This is a genomic window from Algoriphagus alkaliphilus (assembly GCF_900103735.1).
Lineage (GTDB): Bacteria > Bacteroidota > Bacteroidia > Cytophagales > Cyclobacteriaceae > Algoriphagus > Algoriphagus alkaliphilus.
This window is the reverse complement of sequence record NZ_FMXE01000021.1, coordinates 38,747-56,524: the sequence shown is the minus strand read 5'-3', so window position 1 is coordinate 56,524 and position 17,778 is coordinate 38,747. Positions and strand designations below refer to the sequence as shown.

Here is a 17,778-nt window from a genome sequence, read left to right as displayed (position 1 = left end):
ATTTTTTGAGATATGTTAAGGGCGATTGCTCGCCCTATGAGCCAAATTAATCCAAAGTAATTTCAAGAGCCAAACCTCTCAATTCATGAACCAATACATTGAATGATTCAGGGATGTTAGGTTTAGGAAGGTTTTCACCTTTCACGATCGCTTCATAAGCTTTCGCTCTACCGATTACGTCATCAGACTTCACCGTCAGGATTTCCTGAAGAACGTGTGATGCACCGAATGCTTCCAATGCCCAAACTTCCATTTCTCCAAATCGCTGACCACCGAACTGCGCTTTACCACCCAACGGCTGCTGTGTAATGAGCGAGTATGGACCGATTGAACGAGCGTGCATCTTGTCATCCACCAAGTGACCTAATTTCAGCATGTAGGAAACACCTACTGTAACTGGCTGATCGAATCTGTTTCCAGAAAGACCATCGTATAGGTAGGTTCTTCCATAAGGTGGAACACCTGCAAGTTCCAATTCTGCAGCTACTTCTTCCAAAGTTGCTCCGTCGAAGATTGGAGTTGCATATTTCTTACCCAAACGCTGCCCAGCCCAAGCCAATACAGTTTCGAAGATTTGTCCAATGTTCATTCGAGAAGGTACACCCAGTGGGTTCAACACGATGTCCATTGGAGTTCCATCTTCCAGGAAAGGCATGTCTTCGTCTCTTACGATACGAGCCACAATACCTTTGTTTCCGTGACGACCTGCCATTTTATCCCCTACTTTCAGCTTACGCTTCTTGGCAATGTAAACTTTAGCAAGCTTCACAATGCCAGCAGGCAATTCATCCCCTACTTCAAGTGTAAATCTATCACGCTTAAATAGGCCAGAAATCTCATTTCTGGAATTGGTGTAATTTTTCACCAATTTGACAATCAATGAATTGGTATACGCATCATCTGTCCAGTCATCTAAAATGATATCTGAAATCAGGTTAGCTTCTTCAGGAACATTATAGTTAGACTCATCTCTGTAAGGGTTCTTAGCAGGGAAAAGATTATTTTCAATGTTCTTTAGATTGAATTTGGTGCCTTTGGTGATGATTTCATCTCCAAATTTGTGACGCACTCCCAAGGAAGTTTTGCCATCCAAAATCGTTACCAACTTATTGATCATTCTGGCTCTGATTCCAAGGAGATCCTTAGAATATTTACCTTTCAGTTTTTCAACTTCAGCTTTAGACTTTGCTCTGTTATCCTTATCCTTTTTAGGTCGGGAGAATAGTTTAGTCTCAATGACCACACCATTCAAAGAAGGAGAAGCTTTTAATGAAGCATCTTTCACATCCCCTGCTTTATCGCCAAAAATTGCTCTTAGCAGTTTTTCTTCAGGAGTCGGATCAGTTTCCCCTTTTGGAGTGATCTTACCAATGATAATGTCACCTTCTTTTACTTCTGCACCGATACGGATAATTCCATCTTCATCAAGGTGCTTAACAGCTTCCTCCGATACGTTTGGAATTTCGGAAGTCAATTCTTCTTCACCCCGCTTCGTGTCACGAACTTCAAGTTGGAACTCCTCAACGTGAATAGAGGTAAAGATGTCTTCTCGAACCACCCGCTCAGAAATTACAATCGCATCTTCGAAGTTATATCCTTGCCATGGCATGTAGGCAACTTTAAGGTTTTTACCCAAAGCTAGCTCTCCGTTGTTGGTAGAATACCCTTCCACAAGAACTTGTCCCTTGGAAATTTTCTCACCTTTCAGCACCAATGGTGTCAAGTTGATTGTCGTATCCTGGTTAGTTCTTCTGAATTTGATCAGATCGTAGCTTTTATACTCATTGGTAAAATTCACCAACAGTTCGTCGGAAGTCAGATCATACTTGATGGTAATATTCTTTGCATCAACATATTCCACAACCCCATTGGCCTCTGCAATAATCAGCGCCCTGGAGTCGATCGCTGCTTTTGATTCCAAACCTGTACCCACAATTGGGGCCTCAGCTTTCAACAATGGAACTGCTTGACGTTGCATGTTTGAGCCCATCAAGGCTCGGTTTGCATCATCATGCTCGAGGAATGGAATTAGAGAAGCTGCTACTGATACAATCTGATTTGGAGCAACATCCATATAGGTAATCTCGCTTGGCTCAAGAACCAGGAAATCCCCTTCAAACCTTGCTTTTACCTTTTCATTGATAAATTTACCAGCATCATCCAATGGCGCATTTGCCTGAGCGATGTTATGATTATCTTCTTCTTCGGCTGTAAGGAATACGATGTCTTCTACCTTCATTCCAACTTTACCTTCAGCCACCTTTCTGTAAGGAGTCTCTAGGAATCCCATAGAGTTCACTTTCGCGTGAACACATAGGGAGGAAATCAGACCGATATTTGGGCCTTCAGGAGTTTCGATAGTACACAGACGGCCGTAGTGTGTATAGTGAACGTCACGAACCTCGAAACCTGCTCTTTCTCTGGAAAGACCACCTGGACCCAAAGCTGAAAGCCTTCTCTTGTGAGTCAACTCTGCCAGCGGGTTAGTCTGGTCCATGAACTGAGAAAGTTGGTTGGTACCAAAGAAGGAGTTGATCACGGAAGAAAGCGTTCTGGCATTGATCAAATCGACTGGTTTGAAGTCTTCATTGTCACGAACGTTCATTCTTTCACGGATCGTTCTGGCCATTCTGGCTAAACCTACACCGAATTGACTGTACAGCTGCTCACCAACAGTTCTCACTCGTCTGTTGGACAAGTGGTCAATGTCATCGACAACAGCCTTCGAATTGATCAAACCAATCAGATATTTCACGATGGAAATAATATCCTGCTTAGTCAAAACAATTTTCTCAGGCTCAATATCAAGACCAAGTTTTTTATTTATTCTGTAACGACCAACTTCACCAAGATCATAACGCTTATCTGAAAAGAACAAGCTTTGGATTACCTCACGAGCTGTAGACTCATCAGGTGCCTCGGTATTTCTAAGTTGACGATAGATAACTTCCACGGCTTCTTTTTCAGAGTTGGAGTTATCTTTTTGTAACGTATTATAGATGATAGAGAAATCAGCCACGTTCACATCTTCTCTATGGAGAATGATGGACTTGGAGCCTGAATCCAAGATCATTTCAATATCTTCTTCAGTCAAAACAGTATCACGCTCAAGCAATACCTCGTTTCGATCGATAGAAACTACCTCACCGGTATCTTCATCCACGAAATCCTCCACCCAAGTTCTTAATACTCTTGCGGCCAATTTACGTCCTCCCGCTTTTTTAAGCGCGGCCTTAGTAGCAGCTACCTCTTCAGAAAGACCGAATAAATCCAGAATATCTTTATCTGAACCGTATCCGATTGCACGAAGCAAAGTAGTAACCGGGAATTTTTTCTTACGGTCGATGTAAGCATACATGACATTGTTGATGTCAGTTGCAAATTCGATCCAAGAACCTTTGAAAGGAATAATTCTGGCAGAGTATAACTTGGTACCGTTGGTATGCTTGCTTTGTGCAAAGAACACCCCCGGAGAACGGTGCAATTGAGAAACAATTACCCGCTCGGCTCCATTGATTACAAATGACCCTTTTTCAGTCATGTAAGGAAGATTGCCAAGAAACACTTCTTGCTCGATGGTTTCGAAATCCTCATTGTCCTCATCATGACAAAGTAATCTCAATTTTGCTTTAAGCGGTACTGAATAGGTCAATCCCCTATCGATGCACTCTTCCACACTGTACTTAGGCGGATCTACTGCGTAGTCGATGAATTCCAAAGTGAAATTTTCTCTGGAATCGCTGATGGGAAAGTTTTCAGCGAAAACTTTGAACAACCCATCTGCCCGGCGCTTTTCTGCGGGAGTATCCAACTGAAAAAAGTCTTTAAAAGACTGGAGTTGAATATCGAGAAAATCGGGATAGTCTTTGACCACCTTAATGGAGGAGAAACTTTTCCTTTCGGTTTGATTCTTGATAGCCAAGGTAGTGTATAGTTTATGGTGAAATTTAATATCAGAAAGTGACAATAATCACTTGAAATAATGCAATTATTAACCTGAGCATAAACAGGAAAAGACCTGACTTAATAAGTCAGGTCTTGGGGCTAATTTCGAACCTAATGGCGCGAAATCAGCAAATTATTTGATCTCTACTTCAGCACCAGCCTCTTCAAGAGACTTTTTCAGAGCTTCAGCTTCGTCCTTAGAAATACCTTCTTTAAGGGCTTTAGGAGCGCTGTCTACAAGATCTTTTGCCTCTTTCAATCCAAGACCAGTTAATTCTTTAACCAGTTTCACTACTGCAAGCTTGGAAGCTCCAGCAGCTTTAAGGATTACGTCGAAAGATGTTTTCTCTTCTTCAACTGCAACCTCGCCAGCACCAGCACCACCACCAGCTACCATGATAGCACCAGCAGCAGCAGGCTCAATGCCATACTGATCCTTTAGGATGTCTGTTAATTCTTTAACTTCTTTTACAGTCAAGTTTACCAACTGTTCTGCAAGTTGTGTAAGATCTGCCATTGTATTATTATTTAATTGTTTTTGAATGATTTGATAAGATTATTTTGATTCTCGCTCAGCAAGAGTCTTAAGAACACCAGTAATGTTGTTCTGTCCTGACTGCAATGCAGAAACAAGATTCTTAGCAGGAGATTGAAGCAATCCGATAAGATCGCCAAGCAATTCTTGCTTAGACTTGAGGTTAGATAGTAACTCAAGGTTGTTTTCGCCCAGAAACACATCTGAATCGATACCTGCACCTTTAAATACTGGTCTAGTCTCTTTTTTACCTATTTTCTTTCTGAAATCCAGCAATACTTTTGCTGGTAGGTTACTAGTCTCTTTTGAGAAAATAATTCCGGAGAACCCTTTCAATGCACCACTCGCAAGTTTGGAGTAGTCCGCATCCAGATTTCCAAGAGCTTTTGCGATCAGGGTATTCTTGTACACTTTGTACTCAACACCTTTTTCGTAACAAGTCCTTCTGAATGCATTCACCTGAGCTACAGAGAATCCGGAAGCATCAGTGATGTAGAAGAAAGGGTTTTCCTTTAGTTTCTCAGTCAGACTGTCGATTATAACTTTCTTTTCGTCTCTAGTCATGATTAAATACCTTGAATGCTACCCTTGTCTACAGCAATACCCGGAGACATTGTGCTTGACAAATGAATACTTTTGAAATATGTACCTTTAGAAGAAGATGGCTTCAACTTGGAGATAGTCATGATAAGTTCTTTCACGTTCTCTTCGATTTGCTCTGGAGAAAAAGATACCTTTCCAACACCGGCATGGATAATTCCAAATTTATCAACTTTGAAGTCGATTTTACCGGCTTTTACTTCTCTAACTGCCTTAGCCACATCAAGAGTAACTGTTCCTGATTTAGGGTTTGGCATTAAGCCACGAGGACCCAATACTCTACCTAACCTACCTACTTTTGCCATAACATTAGGCATCGTGATGATGACATCAATGTCAACCCATCCGCCTTCTATCTTGGCAATGTAATCGTCCAAACCAACGTAATCTGCACCTGCTTCAGTTGCTTCTGCTGCTTTGTCAGGAGTACAAAGAACCAATACTTTGATGTCTTTGCCTGTACCGTGAGGAAGTGCTACTACACCTCGTACCATTTGATCAGCCTTCCGGGGATCGACGCCTAAACGAACGTCAACATCCACAGATGCATCAAACTTTGTCAGAGTAATTTCCTTAACGAGTGAAGAAGCTGCCTCCAGGGAGTACACTTGGCTTGCGTCGTACTTAGAAAGAGCTTCTTTTTGCTTTTTTGTTAACTTAGCCATTGTTTTTTATTTATACTTCCCAAGGGGCTTTACCAGATACTGTTATACCCATGCTTCGTGCAGTACCAGCTACCATTTTCATGGCAGACTCAATTCTGAAAGCATTTAGGTCAGGCATTTTCGTCTCAGCAATCACCTTTACCTGATCCCAGGTAACTGATCCTACTTTCTTTCTATTTGGTTCCGCTGAACCGCTTTTGATTTTTGCAGCTTCCAACAGCAAATTGGCTGCCGGTGGAGTTTTTACCACAAACTCAAAAGACTTGTCAGAAAAAACCGTAATCAGTACCGGAAGCACCGTGCCCATTTTTTCTTGGGTCCGTGCGTTGAACTGCTTACAGAACTCCATAATGTTCAAACCCTTGGAACCAAGAGCTGGACCTACTGGAGGTGACGGATTAGCCTGGCCACCTTTCACCTGCAGTTTTACATAACCAGTGATTTCCTTAGCCATTGCTTAGTCTTGTTTTTCTACTTGTATAAAGTTTAATTCAACAGGAGTATTTCGGCCGAAGATCTTAACCATAACATTAAGCTTCTTCTTCTCCTCAAATATCTCCTCAATTGTCCCAGTGAAACCACTGAAGGGACCGTCCATTACTTTTACGGCCTCTCCTACTATAAATGGTGTGTCCTGCTTCTCGGCAAACTCATCAATCTCCTCAACCTTACCTAAAATACGGTTGATTTCTGATTGGCGTAACGGTTCAGGGGTTTTGGAAGCTCCCCCATGGTTTGATCCAAGAAACCCGATGACACCCGGGATACTCGTTATTACGTGATTGGCTTCACCGTTGGAAAGATCTGCATTGACCAAAACATATCCCGGAAAGAAATTTCTCTCTCGGACACGCTTTTTGCCATTTCGCATTTCATATACCTTCTCAGAAGGAATCAGAACTTCAGGAATAAACTCGCCAATTTTCTGTCTTTGGATTTCATTATCCAAATAAGTCTTGGTCTTCTTCTCCTGTCCTGCTACTACTCTGAGTACGTACCACTTATGTTCAGCCATTCTGTAATGTCAATTAGAATAAATCATAAAACCATGTCATGATGTTCTCAAATCCCAAATCCACCACACCGATAAACAGCGCGAAAATGAGAGATGCCACCAACACCAATACGGCACTATTCTGAAGGGATGAAAATTTAGGCCAAGTGACCTTATTTACCATCTCATCGTAAGATTCAAGGACAAAGTTTTTAAGATTCATAGTCTACTTACTTGCTGCACGGGCAGAGAGATTCGAACTCCCATCAACGGTTTTGGAGACCGCTATTCTACCATTGAACTATGCCCGTATGAATGAACGCTCCGTAAATGGGAACGCAAAATTAGGAATAATGTCTTTAGAAACAAATGCGATCCCAAATTAATTTGGGATCGCATAGTTTACTTGTAATTAAGTATGATTAGTCAAGAATTTCGGTAACCTGACCGGCACCTACTGTTCTACCACCTTCTCTAATTGCAAATCGAAGACCTTTTTCCAATGCCACTGCATTAAGAAGGGTAACTTCGATAGTTACGTTATCACCTGGCATAACCATTTCAACGTTTTCTGGAAGTTTGATCTCGCCAGTTACATCCGTAGTTCTAAGGTAGAACTGTGGTCTGTATTTGTTGAAGAATGGTGTGTGACGTCCACCTTCTTCTTTTGAAAGAACATAAACTTCAGCCTTAAAGTGAGCGTGAGGCTTCACAGATCCTGGCTTACAGATAATCATACCACGCTTAATCTGTGATTTTTCAATACCTCTAAGCAATAGACCTACGTTATCACCAGCTTCTCCTCTATCAAGGATTTTACGGAACATCTCAACACCAGTAACTGTAGACTTCAAGCCTTCTGCACCCATACCGATAATGTCAACCGGTTCGCCAGAGTTGATTACACCTCTTTCGATTCTACCTGTAGCTACAGTACCACGACCTGTGATCGAGAATACGTCTTCAACCGGCATCAAGAAATCTTTGTCAACCAAACGAGGAGGAATCGGAATGAATGAATCTACTGCGTTCATCAACTCCATAACAGATTCAACCCACTTATCTTCACCATTCAAGGCTCCAAGTGCAGATCCAGCGATTACTGGAATGTTGTCTCCGTCAAAATCATAGAATGAAAGAAGTTCTCTGATTTCCATTTCCACTAGCTCAAGAAGCTCAGGATCGTCAACCATGTCGACTTTGTTCATAAATACTACAAGCTGAGGTACACCTACCTGACGAGCCAATAGGATGTGCTCTCTAGTCTGAGGCATTGGGCCGTCAGTTGCAGCTACTACAAGGATAGCACCGTCCATCTGGGCAGCACCAGTTACCATGTTTTTAACGTAGTCAGCGTGACCAGGGCAATCTACGTGAGCGTAGTGCCTGTTTTCAGTCTGATATTCTACGTGTGAAGTATTGATAGTAATACCTCTTTCTTTCTCTTCAGGAGCGTTATCAATTGAAGAGAAATCTCTCAATTCAGAAAGACCTTTTTTAGCCAATACGGTAGTGATGGCGGCAGTCAGGGTTGTTTTGCCATGGTCTACGTGTCCAATCGTACCGATGTTAACGTGCGGCTTGGAACGGTCGAAGGTTGCTTTTGCCATGCGTGAAAATCCTCAGTTTAAGTTTAAAGATATGTTTAGATAATAATTCTCTGTAATTGAGCCAACGACGGGAATTGAACCCGTGACCCCTTCCTTACCAAGGAAGTACTCTACCCCTGAGCTACGTCGGCTTTTTGCCCTTTAATTTCCCGAAAGAAAAGAAAGAGCGGGAGACGAGGCTCGAACCCGCGACCTGCAGCTTGGAAGGCTGCCGCTCTACCAACTGAGCTACTCCCGCTTGTAACCGGCGTACCGGATTTTTTTAGCCCTGCAAAACTAGATAAAAAATTTCGCATTCGGGCAATCACGTGGGGGAAACAGGATTCGAACCTGTGAAGACATAAGTCAACGGATTTACAGTCCGTCCCAGTTGGCCGCTTTGGTATTCCCCCAACTGCGCTAAAATCTCTTGGGGATTGAACCCTAGTGGTCTTAACGGATGGCAAAATTATAGCCTTTTGTCAAAGTATCAAAGGATGACCACCAAATTTGATAACTTTTTCACGTGTTGTAATTCAATGATTTAAAAATCAACTGATTAATTTTTTCAGTTGAGTGCTTCAAGGAAATAATTGTAATAGTTTTTAAGTTTTTCATCTTTTTCAGTTAGGACCACCTGATTTAACTTTTTGATCACTGCTTCCTCATCAGCAAATCCCATTAGTGCCTGAAAAGCTCCCAATCGAACAAAACTTTTCGAATCCTTTTCTAAAAGATGAAATAGTTTCCTAACCGCTTGATCTTTTCCCTCCTCTGGGAATCTGGAGAAATATTCGCTAAAATATCCCAGATAGAAATATAGTCCCTCGCCTGACAGTTGATCTACCCGATCCAAAAACCACGGGCCCTTACTTTTTACTTTTTGTAAAATATAATATTCCGCCACTGGAATTATCATCCTGAAGTTTCTTTCTCCAACAAATCTTTCAATCACCGCAGCGTCCACAGGATTCTCCTCTGCCCTTACCAATCCCATCAATGCTGAACTTGCCACCAAATAGGATTGCTCATTTGCTAAGCGAAGAAAAGCCATTTGATATTTATCAGGATCCCATGCCGCCAATAGATCTATCGCAGCCGCCTTGACCGAATTTTTAGGATCTTTTTCTGCCAGTTCATAAACCATGTCCTCCAAGCCCTGAATTTGATTTCTCCATTCCGGATCATTTTGCATAAAGCCCAATGCATTTTCCCTTACTGACCAAAAAGAATCCCTAACTGCAATGGGTAAAATCTCAATCAGGTAATCTTTAGCCTCCCTTGAAACCAAACTATCCAATGCCTCATACCTTGCCACACCAAGAGTTGATTCTTTGAACTGAAGTGCGTATTGAGCTGTACTGATTTCTTGATTTCTTCTTGCCAACAAATTTTTCCCTTCATCAATATAAACCTGGGTCACCGGAAATTCATTTTCTAAGGCAAACTGCTGGAACGAACTTGTCATCTGAAATTTTTTGGATTTCCGGCTTTTGCCCTCATACCAACTCACTTCAATGGGAAGCTGATACAGGGGTAAGTTTTCTAAATCCTGAACTTGGTACACAGTCAGAAGAATATTTTCAGGCTGCGAATAATCAACTTCGAAAAATAGCTCAGGATGTCCTTTGTCCAAAAACCACTGATTGAAAAACCAATTGAGATCCTGTCCGCTTACCCGCTCAAACGCCAGCCTCAAATCGTGAATCTCCACCGACTGGAAAGCATGCTGTTTCAAATAAAGATTCAATCCTTTAAAAAAAGCTTCATCTCCTAAATGTTGCCTGAGCATGTGTAAAACAACACCCCCCTTGTTGTAGCTGTGTGAATCAAACATGTCCTCAGAATCGGCATAATCAAACCGAATCAGGTCCACTTGCTTGGATTCTGATTCTGCAAAATAACCCTCCATCTCAGTCACCAACTTAAGGGCCGCCTGATCTTTTCCATACTTATGTTCATTCCAGAGATACTCACCGTAGTTGGCAAAGGCCTCGTTCAAAGTCAGATTGGCCCATGACTCTGTGGTAACCAGATCTCCAAACCACTGATGAAAAAGCTCATGAGCGATGATGTAATCCCACTCCGAATCAATCGCTTCCCGCTCATCCAATCGCAATTCTTCCATGAAAATCGACGCTGTGGTATTCTCCATTGCCCCTGAGACGAAATCCCGCACTACAATCTGATCGTATTTTGGCCATGGAAAGTCAACCCCCAGCTTTTCTTCGAATAACCCGATCATCTCAGGCGTGTTTTCAAATACCATTGCAGCACCCTTTTCGAAGCCCTTTTCAACATAATATCCCAGTGGAATATTTTTCCATTTTGCCTCCACCTTTCCAAAATTCCCGACCGCAATAGCCGCCAAATATGGCGCATGCGGCAATTTCATTTCCCAATAATCCTTTCGCAGCCCATTCTCCAGTTTTTCCTGCTTTACCAATACTCCATTGCTGATCGAAACCATCGAATCCGGAACGGTCAATTTGAAGAGCTGTGTAAATCGCTCATTGGGTTTGTCAATCGTCGGAAACCACTTGCTGTTGTGTTCGGTCTCGCCCTGTGTCCAGATCATGGTTGGCTTACCCGGAATCGTGTCTAAGGGATCAATAAAATACAGGCCTTTGGTATCGGTAATTGCCTCACTTCCCGAACCGGAATTCCTGTCAGGAAATGCGATGTAATTGATCTCAACCTGAATGGTGTCCTTGGAAGTGAATAGTTCGGGAAGGTAAATACGCAACTGCTTTTCATCGTATCGATAATTCAGCTTGCTTTGGGCTTCCCCGTTCAGAAGATAAATCGCCCCAACTTCGAAGTCTTTGGCATCAAGGACCAACTCCTTTTGAGGATAGAAATAGGGAGTTAACTTCAACTTGGCCCTTCCTATAACTGCCTGATTTGACCAGTCAAAAGCCAAATCCAGCTCAGTGTGAAGCAAGTCAAAATCCCGCTTTGCACTGGGCTGATATCCTGCTATTTCAGCATTTTTCTCACGGATCATTCGCAGTAATTTTGCACTGTCAATCCGGGCTTCAGGTGAAGCTTCAGCCACGGCTGAATTCTCGGAATTCTGAACCAGTGCAGATTTTTCTGATTTGCAGGAAACTGTAAAAAGGGCCAAAGACAAGCTGCCAAAAGTCAGGCAAGTCATCAAGATTTTCTTTGGTGTCGATTGCATTTGTATCATATTTGGAAGAAATCTCTACGGAGCATTTGATTCTGTAGCTGTATATTCACACCCAAAATAGCAGGAATGTTTTCAGTAATCCTTCAAAACGCCCCCCATTCGGTAGAAAAAACCGAGGATTTAATCAATGTAAACCAAAAACCGATTTCTTGGGATTTGAAATGGATAGGAGATCGAAAAGTCCATTTGATCCGGGGAAATGAATCCATTGAAGCGGAATTGCTGTCAATTGACCGAGATACAAAAAGCCTGCAGATTCGAATTGGCCACAAAACTGCTACCCTTCAGCTTAAAGATCGATTCGACCTGCTTTTAGAGCAAATGGGAATGAGTGCAGCGGGAAACGGAGCGATAAAAGACATCAAAGCCCCCATGCCGGGCTTGATTTTAGACCTGAAAGTAAAGCCTGGAGACGAAGTAAAAAAGGGCGATGTAGTCCTGATTTTGGAAGCCATGAAGATGGAAAATATCATCAAATCTCCGGGAGACGGGGTCGTCAAAGATGTAAAAGTAGCACTGAAACAAAGCGTGGAGAAAAATCAGGTGCTGATTCAATTTTAACTTCGGACCGTACAAATTATCCAGTAGCCTTATTTTGCAAAGATTGCTTTTTGCATTTGCTTAAGCCGTTTCAGCGGATTGGATCTGATCATTTTTTTCATCAACCCGGGGAAAATCTGTTAAGTCCGAGGGTAAATCGCTCAGCACCTCCCACTGCAAATTCCTCTTTCCCCTTTTCTAGTCCTTTTAGTATCCCTTTGGCACAATCGCTTGATTCCATTCCCTCCGCCAAAGCATTCTGCATTTTCCCGCTTCTGCTTCCATCCCCTCTCAGTCCTGTCACTGTAATATTGGTTTTGATAAATCCCGGAATGACGACATGAATAAACAAACCTGTAGCAAAAGTCTCTGCCCTCAAGGAATCAAAATATCCCTGCATCGCATGTTTTGAGGCTGAATATGCAGCGAGTTTTGGGACTCCATATTTGCCGCTCAGACTGGATGTCAATACCAGATGAAGCGCAGTTTCAGCATTTCGCTTTTTTAATAGTGCTTTGGTGATAGCCACCGGTCCCCAAAAATTGATGTCCATTATTTTCCGCTCCACTTCCAATTTGCTTTCAGTCACCAAATCTCTTACCGACATTCCTGCATTTAAGAACACATAATCCAAGCCTCCAAAAAATTGCCAGGCCTCCTCAACTTTTGTTGTAAGCTCAGAAAGTAGCTCAACATCTACAGGGAGAACAACAATTTCTGCTTTCGGGAAATTGGTTTTTAACTCCGCGAGTTTTGAATTATTTCGGGCAGATATGAGCTGTCTCGCTCCATTTTCCGCTAAAATATTAACCAATCCCTCTCCAATACCCGAAGAAGCTCCGATGATCCAAACCCTTTTTTTATCCCAAAAGCCCATATTATCAGCCTATTAACTATTCTAATTTAATACACATTTTCCCATTTTTGGATTTGGCCCTAGCATTGTGAGATGAAGAAATTATATTTGTCGGATTGCTCGGGCTTCTCAGGGTCGATTCGATCGCAATTTGACAGCTAAATCCAAAAGATTTCGGGCTTTACCCGAAAGCAACTTAGAAATCAACCACCCAATGAAATACAACCGCATCCTGCTCAAGCTCAGTGGAGAATCCTTGATGGGCGACAAAAACTTCGGAATCGATCCTTCACGCCTTCAACAATACGCTGATGAAATTAAAAAAGTGAAGGAAATGGGAGTGGAGATAGCAATTGTGATTGGAGGAGGAAATATTTTCCGGGGAGTTCAGGCAGAGAAATCCGGTATTGACCGAGTTCAGGGAGATTACATGGGCATGCTTGCTACTCTGATCAATGCGATGGCATTGCAGAGTGCATTGGAACAAAATGGCATGTACACCCGACTCATGTCAGGAATCAAAATCGAAAGTGTCTGCGAACCCTTCATCAGAAGACGGGCAATAAGACACCTTGAAAAAGGCAGGATTGTGATTTTTGGAGCCGGAATTGGAAATCCCTATTTTACCACTGATTCTACAGCTGCACTGCGTGCCATCGAAATCGAGGGAGATGTGGTACTGAAAGGTACCCGAGTGGATGGTGTTTACACAGCAGATCCTGAAAAAGATCCGACCGCAACGAAATACGAACAGATTACCTTCAGTGAGGTTTATGAAAAAAATCTCAACGTGATGGATATGACTGCCTTCACGCTTTGCCAGGAAAACAACCTGCCCATTATTGTCTTCGACATGAACAAGACCGGCAACCTGAGTAAACTCGTACTTGGCGAACAAATCGGAACATTGATCACTGACAAATCCTGAATTAAATCATGGAAGAAATCGAATTATTCTTAGACGAAGCAAAAGAACTGATGCAGAAAGCGGTGGATCATACCGCGGCTGAATTATTGAAAATCCGGGCAGGCAAGGCCATGCCAAATATGCTGGATGGCGTAATGGTGATGTATTATGGGACTCCCACGCCAATCAACCAAGTGTCCTCTGTCACTACTCCTGACGCGAGAACCCTTGCGATCAAGCCATTTGAACGGAATCTGATCTCGGAAATCGAAAAGGGAATCATCAATTCAGACCTTGGTTTGGCTCCGCAAAACAACGGGGAAACCATCATGCTGACGATCCCTTCCTTGACAGAAGAGCGTCGAATCAATCTGGTGAAACAGTCCAAACAAGAATGTGAATCGGGAAAAATTTCTATCCGAAGTGTCAGAAAGGATACGAATGAATCTTTAAGAAAACTTCAGAAAGACGGCGCTGCAGAAGACGCAATCAAACGGGCTGAGGACCAGGTTCAGAAATTAACAGATAACTATTCAGCCAAAATCGATGAGCTTCTGGTGAAGAAGGAAGCGGATATTATGAAGGTCTGATCTTGACTTCAATAACCCAAATTGAAACCCGGCTACTTTACTGAAGCCGGGTTTTTATTTTTTAAACTTTAGGCTTAAGATCAATTCACCAATTATAATGCCTTTGGGTGAATTGATCAGATGATCTAAATTAAATTCGGCGAATCTCCCCTAAGCCAATCAATTTAACTCCCTTACCTCCAAACCTCCCTGCATCCCTACTTTTTTCAATCATCAAAATTCACATTGATAAAGGTCGCGACTCCGAAGAGTGGTCCACTTCTAAGGTGCTTTCCATTTTCAAAGGCCACTCCCAATTCCAGCCTGAAAATCCGAAAGAGGTTATCCAAAGAATAGCCAATCTCGGTATAATGAGGCGAGTTTTCAGTTTTCAGATAATTGACAAAGATATTCTCACGCACTCCGGAGAAGCGTAGCATCGGCAACTGAGTCAGCAAGAATTTTCTAAATTGATAATGTGCAATTCCTGAAATGTAATTGGAATTGGTGCTGTACTTATAATAGTCCATAAAGCGGTAATTCGAAGCCGGGCCGAAATTGGAGAAGATTGTTCGATTGCCTCCAAAGTGCTTGAAATCCTGGAAATAAACCCGGTCATTGTTTAGGAAAGTCCCTGCCGTCAAGTTAAAGTCTAATTTTCCACTCACTCCAAATCTGACATCGTGCTTCACTCCGACTTCAAGCAGATCAAATTTGGAAGAGTTTTCATTTTGAATTAAATCTGGGAAGGCTTTCTGATAAGTCATCGTTATCAATGGAGAACGCTCATAATTTGGAGTTTTTCTACCATTGCGAATTGAATAGGTAAGACCTGGACGCCATTCTACCGTGGAAGAAAGTTTTGCGATCCGATGATTTTGAAAAGCTGCTGCACCTGCTTCTAGATTTTCAGGTCGATTGGACGTGTACTCTCGTTCAGGTTTGCGATAATAAGAATAGTCCGAGTTATTGAACAATTCCCTCCGCTCCGCTACAGTGAAATTCACCCGATAAGTCAAGCCATAATTGACCCGATGTGACCAATACGCCCGCGCAAAATCCTGTTCGTAAAGCTTCATGTAGTTCCTTCGGATCAGCAAAGAATACGCAGCGTTGACTTGCTCCTGAATCGGTTCATCAGGATTAAATTGGTAGATGAATCGACCTCCTTCGATACCCCAGGTTTGCCCGGAAGTGGGTTGGGTATGAGACCAGCGGAAATTTACTTTTCCATAAAACCGATTGCTTGCAAATCCATAGCGAAGCTCCGGTTCGATGTTGAAACTTTTACGTTCCCGATTAACGCTATCAGCCAGCTTTACTTCAGAATATTTTCGGTAATACATTGCCAAACCTACCTTCCAGCCCTCTACGGTGTTGAAGGACATCTTTGTCCAATTTTGGCGGAAGCCAACCGAAACTCCCTTTCCAAAATTGTAGCGAGATCCATTCATGAAATCCAGCGGTTTAAACTTACTTCGCGCTTTTTTGGCCACTGAATCCACCTCACTCATTTTGGCTGTTTCCACCACCGCGAGGCTGTCGTCCCGCTTGTAACCTTCCACTTCTTTCAGTGTCAAGGGGACCGGCCGAATGCTGTCCCAATAGCTCAATCCACGTTTTTTCGCCAAAGAATCCACACTGTAGTAGCGCTCCGAAACCACCCCCTGCTTATCTTCGACTTGTTGTTCTTTCAGAGCTTCCTTTTCATATTCATTGATCAGCTTCCGATATTCCTTTCGGGTTTTGGGTTCTTCAGTGGCCAACTGTTCCAAGGCCGAAATTGACTTGTCAAATTTTTTCAAATCCTGAGGGATCTCCTGAACCTTTTCATCGATGATCTCAGGCACAGCCACCAAGTCCGGATTCAATTCAATATCATATTCCCGTGTAGACGCCAGGTATTTGAATTCCCCTTCGAAGCCAAAAATCTTTCCGCCAAACGTATAAGTATGTGTCAGGGGCATCCAGACATTGTCAGCAACCGGGGCATATTGTTGTTTGGCAGAAATCTGAAAACCCAAAAGCGAGGTCTTCAAATCCAGACTATGAATCGCCCAGAGTCCTTCGATAATGTAAATGTATCCTTCAAAAACCCGCTCGCCACGTGATCTCGGGGTCACTTTGATTTTACTGACCATCACATTCTGATCAAAAAAACTTCCTTCATACTTAAACTGATAATAGTTGAAAGCATAGCGGGAAAGTGGAGAAACGATCTCGTTGATCTGGTCCTGATAAAATGAGGTTTGAATATAAGGCGCGGGTGAAGTGCCTTGATTATCCCCATTGGTTCTGATGGAAATGACCTTTTCCTCCACTTTATTGGGCAGGGTAAAGGTAATTCTCGATACTGATTCGGAAGTGTAGGCCTCATTGAGCTTCAATCCTTCTTTTTCCAGTGTCTTTTTCATGAAAAAAGGCGCATCGGTCAATTGTCCGGTACCCTTAAGATAGACCGTCATGGCATATCGCTGTAGTTGGAGTCGATGGTATTTGGCTTTGGAGATGGCTTTGCGCATGATGGTCAGTGCAGGATCTTCTGCCCCCGCCCGAACCTCGACCGTGCTTAAGGTGTAGATCTGAGGTTCCAGGCTGAAATTCAGATCAACCCAACCTTCACGAATTTCCACAGTTTCCAGTTGAGACTTATAGCCCAGAAACTGAACCAGTACATCATAATACCCGGGTTTTAGGCGAAACTCATACTCCCCATTTTCATTGGTTGGAACACCATCTTCGAGATTCCTGATGTAAACCGAGGCATAGGATAAAGGTTCGCCTTCCTTGGTTGTTACTTTGCCCTTGATCCCCTGTGCCTGTGAATAAAATGGAATCCCAAAAAGACATATTGCGAAATATAGAATAGTACACTTATATTCTCTCATAAAAGTGGTTTAGCATCTTGTAAATATACAGATGCTCAAAGCAACGGATAGGTTGTCCGGGTAGTTTTGAGATGATTTAAGATTGCGGAAAAAAAAGGATAAATGATCAGGTTGGATTTAGAGAACATGATTGATCCCCGGTAATTTTAAAATCCGAAAAAACCCTCCGGGAAAATTAACTCCGCTAATTCTTAGACTTTTATAAATTTTTTAAAAATGTCGAATAAGCACTTTAAACAAAGATTTCAGAAAAGTTTCAAATTTTCATTTATTTAATAAAAATTGATTTTTTTAAGTATCCACAAATGGAAAACGTTTTCCATTAAACATACTTTAACATATTCGGCTGATCATTGCGTTTTTGCTAAATAATACTTTATTCTGTTGAAAATAGATTTTTAGAAGTAAGTAGAGTGCTTTCGTTAAAAATTGCAAAATCAAAATTTACAATTCACCTTAGATTCGAAATACAAGTACTCATACCTATTTCGATTTTT

At 42.2% G+C, this 17,778-nt stretch carries 14 protein-coding genes and 4 tRNA genes; 3 read left to right on the top strand and 15 right to left on the bottom strand.

Annotated features, from left to right (window positions below; translation table 11 throughout):
• Positions 1-46: 46 nt before the first annotated feature.
• From rpoB to BLQ81_RS14310, 13 genes are all read right to left on the bottom strand, one after another.
• The gene (gene rpoB / locus BLQ81_RS14370; RefSeq protein ID WP_092731201.1) at positions 47-3,922 is read right to left on the bottom strand and encodes a DNA-directed RNA polymerase subunit beta; all 3,876 of its coding nucleotides are present in this window, start codon (positions 3,920-3,922) and stop codon (positions 47-49) included.
• Positions 3,923-4,078: 156 nt separating this feature from the next.
• Entirely contained in the window at positions 4,079-4,462 is a 384-nt protein-coding gene (rplL, locus tag BLQ81_RS14365; RefSeq protein WP_092731199.1) for a 50S ribosomal protein L7/L12, read from the bottom strand.
• Between the two features lie 39 nt (positions 4,463-4,501).
• Positions 4,502-5,044 (bottom strand): 50S ribosomal protein L10, encoded by a 543-nt coding sequence (gene rplJ / locus BLQ81_RS14360; protein WP_092731197.1) that lies wholly within the window; start codon positions 5,042-5,044, stop codon positions 4,502-4,504.
• Between the two features lie 2 nt (positions 5,045-5,046).
• Positions 5,047-5,745, bottom strand: coding sequence for a 50S ribosomal protein L1 (rplA, locus tag BLQ81_RS14355; RefSeq protein ID WP_092731195.1), 699 nt, complete (start codon positions 5,743-5,745; stop codon positions 5,047-5,049).
• A 10-nt stretch (positions 5,746-5,755) separates the two neighbouring features.
• A complete protein-coding gene (gene rplK, locus BLQ81_RS14350; RefSeq protein WP_092731193.1) occupies positions 5,756-6,199 on the bottom strand; it encodes a 50S ribosomal protein L11 in 444 nt (147 codons plus the stop codon).
• Between the two features lie 3 nt (positions 6,200-6,202).
• Entirely contained in the window at positions 6,203-6,760 is a 558-nt protein-coding gene (nusG, locus tag BLQ81_RS14345; RefSeq protein ID WP_092731191.1) for a transcription termination/antitermination protein NusG, read from the bottom strand.
• A gap of 13 nt (positions 6,761-6,773) precedes the next feature.
• Complete coding sequence (gene secE, locus BLQ81_RS14340; RefSeq protein ID WP_092731189.1) at positions 6,774-6,962, bottom strand: preprotein translocase subunit SecE; 189 nt, start codon at positions 6,960-6,962, stop codon at positions 6,774-6,776.
• A gap of 17 nt (positions 6,963-6,979) precedes the next feature.
• Positions 6,980-7,050 (bottom strand) — tRNA-Trp (locus tag BLQ81_RS14335).
• A gap of 111 nt (positions 7,051-7,161) precedes the next feature.
• Positions 7,162-8,349 carry an elongation factor Tu gene (tuf, locus tag BLQ81_RS14330; protein ID WP_092731187.1) on the bottom strand — a complete coding sequence of 396 codons (1,188 nt, stop codon included), beginning with the start codon at positions 8,347-8,349 and terminating at the stop codon, positions 7,162-7,164.
• Between the two features lie 59 nt (positions 8,350-8,408).
• Positions 8,409-8,480: transfer RNA gene (locus BLQ81_RS14325), tRNA-Thr, on the bottom strand.
• Between the two features lie 34 nt (positions 8,481-8,514).
• Positions 8,515-8,587, bottom strand: a tRNA-Gly gene (locus BLQ81_RS14320).
• Positions 8,588-8,658: 71 nt separating this feature from the next.
• A tRNA-Tyr gene (locus BLQ81_RS14315) sits at positions 8,659-8,741 on the bottom strand.
• Between the two features lie 155 nt (positions 8,742-8,896).
• On the bottom strand, positions 8,897-11,512 hold the full coding sequence (locus tag BLQ81_RS14310) for a M1 family metallopeptidase (RefSeq protein ID WP_092731185.1): 2,616 nt from the start codon (positions 11,510-11,512) through the stop codon (positions 8,897-8,899).
• A 75-nt stretch (positions 11,513-11,587) separates the two neighbouring features.
• Between BLQ81_RS14310 and BLQ81_RS14305 the strand changes: the two genes are divergently transcribed.
• The gene (locus BLQ81_RS14305; protein WP_092731183.1) at positions 11,588-12,082 is read left to right on the top strand and encodes an acetyl-CoA carboxylase biotin carboxyl carrier protein subunit; all 495 of its coding nucleotides are present in this window, start codon (positions 11,588-11,590) and stop codon (positions 12,080-12,082) included.
• 100 nt (positions 12,083-12,182) lie between these two features.
• Here the strand turns inward: BLQ81_RS14305 and BLQ81_RS14300 are convergent, their stop codons facing one another.
• Positions 12,183-12,938, bottom strand: coding sequence for an SDR family NAD(P)-dependent oxidoreductase (locus BLQ81_RS14300; RefSeq protein ID WP_092731181.1), 756 nt, complete (start codon positions 12,936-12,938; stop codon positions 12,183-12,185).
• 193 nt (positions 12,939-13,131) lie between these two features.
• Here BLQ81_RS14300 and pyrH point away from each other — a divergent pair, with 193 nt between their 5' ends.
• Together pyrH and frr are read left to right on the top strand one after the other, a co-directional pair.
• Entirely contained in the window at positions 13,132-13,845 is a 714-nt protein-coding gene (gene pyrH / locus BLQ81_RS14295) for a UMP kinase (protein WP_092731179.1), read from the top strand.
• An 8-nt stretch (positions 13,846-13,853) separates the two neighbouring features.
• On the top strand, positions 13,854-14,414 hold the full coding sequence (gene frr / locus BLQ81_RS14290) for a ribosome recycling factor (protein ID WP_092731177.1): 561 nt from the start codon (positions 13,854-13,856) through the stop codon (positions 14,412-14,414).
• Positions 14,415-14,620: 206 nt separating this feature from the next.
• Here frr and BLQ81_RS14285 read toward each other — a convergent pair whose 3' ends face one another.
• On the bottom strand, positions 14,621-17,281 hold the full coding sequence (locus BLQ81_RS14285; RefSeq protein ID WP_092731175.1) for a DUF5686 and carboxypeptidase regulatory-like domain-containing protein: 2,661 nt from the start codon (positions 17,279-17,281) through the stop codon (positions 14,621-14,623).
• Positions 17,282-17,778: the final 497 nt, after the last annotated feature.

Bases quoted from the DNA above. Each gene is read 5' to 3' on its own strand.
- rplL (WP_092731199.1), bottom strand. From the start codon at position 4,462: ATGGCAGATCTTACACAACTTGCAGAACAGTTGGTAAACTTGACTGTA.
- rplJ (WP_092731197.1), bottom strand. From the start codon at position 5,044: ATGACTAGAGACGAAAAGAAAGTTATAATCGACAGTCTGACTGAGAAA.
- rplA (WP_092731195.1), bottom strand. From the start codon at position 5,745: ATGGCTAAGTTAACAAAAAAGCAAAAAGAAGCTCTTTCTAAGTACGAC.
- rplK (WP_092731193.1), bottom strand. From the start codon at position 6,199: ATGGCTAAGGAAATCACTGGTTATGTAAAACTGCAGGTGAAAGGTGGC.
- nusG (WP_092731191.1), bottom strand. From the start codon at position 6,760: ATGGCTGAACATAAGTGGTACGTACTCAGAGTAGTAGCAGGACAGGAG.
- secE (WP_092731189.1), bottom strand. From the start codon at position 6,962: ATGAATCTTAAAAACTTTGTCCTTGAATCTTACGATGAGATGGTAAAT.
- tuf (WP_092731187.1), bottom strand. From the start codon at position 8,349: ATGGCAAAAGCAACCTTCGACCGTTCCAAGCCGCACGTTAACATCGGT.
- BLQ81_RS14310 (WP_092731185.1), bottom strand. From the start codon at position 11,512: ATGCAATCGACACCAAAGAAAATCTTGATGACTTGCCTGACTTTTGGC.
- BLQ81_RS14305 (WP_092731183.1), top strand. From the start codon at position 11,588: ATGTTTTCAGTAATCCTTCAAAACGCCCCCCATTCGGTAGAAAAAACC.
- BLQ81_RS14300 (WP_092731181.1), bottom strand. From the start codon at position 12,938: ATGGGCTTTTGGGATAAAAAAAGGGTTTGGATCATCGGAGCTTCTTCG.
- pyrH (WP_092731179.1), top strand. From the start codon at position 13,132: ATGAAATACAACCGCATCCTGCTCAAGCTCAGTGGAGAATCCTTGATG.
- frr (WP_092731177.1), top strand. From the start codon at position 13,854: ATGGAAGAAATCGAATTATTCTTAGACGAAGCAAAAGAACTGATGCAG.
- BLQ81_RS14285 (WP_092731175.1), bottom strand. From the start codon at position 17,281: ATGAGAGAATATAAGTGTACTATTCTATATTTCGCAATATGTCTTTTT.